General features: G+C 59.4%; 1 protein-coding gene. It reads right to left on the reverse strand.

Annotated elements, in window-relative coordinates; genetic code table 11:
• Positions 1-105: 105 nt before the first annotated feature.
• Positions 106-357: DUF3164 family protein (locus tag O4H53_RS27265; protein WP_269368103.1), on the reverse strand; the 252-nt coding region annotated here is incomplete at its 5' end.

Genomic DNA, 357 nt, shown 5'->3' on the forward strand with positions numbered 1-357 from the left:
TTGACCTCCTTGTCGATATCTTCGGCGGTCATGCTTTCGTCAGCGAGGCGTTCGAGTTGAGCGAACAAGTGATCGTTAAGATCGACGAGTTTGTTTTTCATCGCCCTACGCCTTCGCCAGATCGATGGTGATGGCCTCCCAGGGAGCATCGTGGGCAATCCGCTGGTAACACCGGACATAGGTCTTTGATCCGACCACGCGCATCGCGTCGCGGATGGCGTCCTGGCCCCGCTTCCAGCGCAGGTCATCGCTCTCACGACGCAACAGAAGGAAGATCAGGGCGCTGTTGATCTTGCCCTCCTTGTCGGTGTTGAAAGCGTCGGTCACGAGGCCGCGCAGTTCCGCCCGCGCATCCGC

This window comes from Sulfitobacter sp. G21635-S1, assembly GCF_027213915.1.
GTDB lineage: Bacteria > Pseudomonadota > Alphaproteobacteria > Rhodobacterales > Rhodobacteraceae > Sulfitobacter.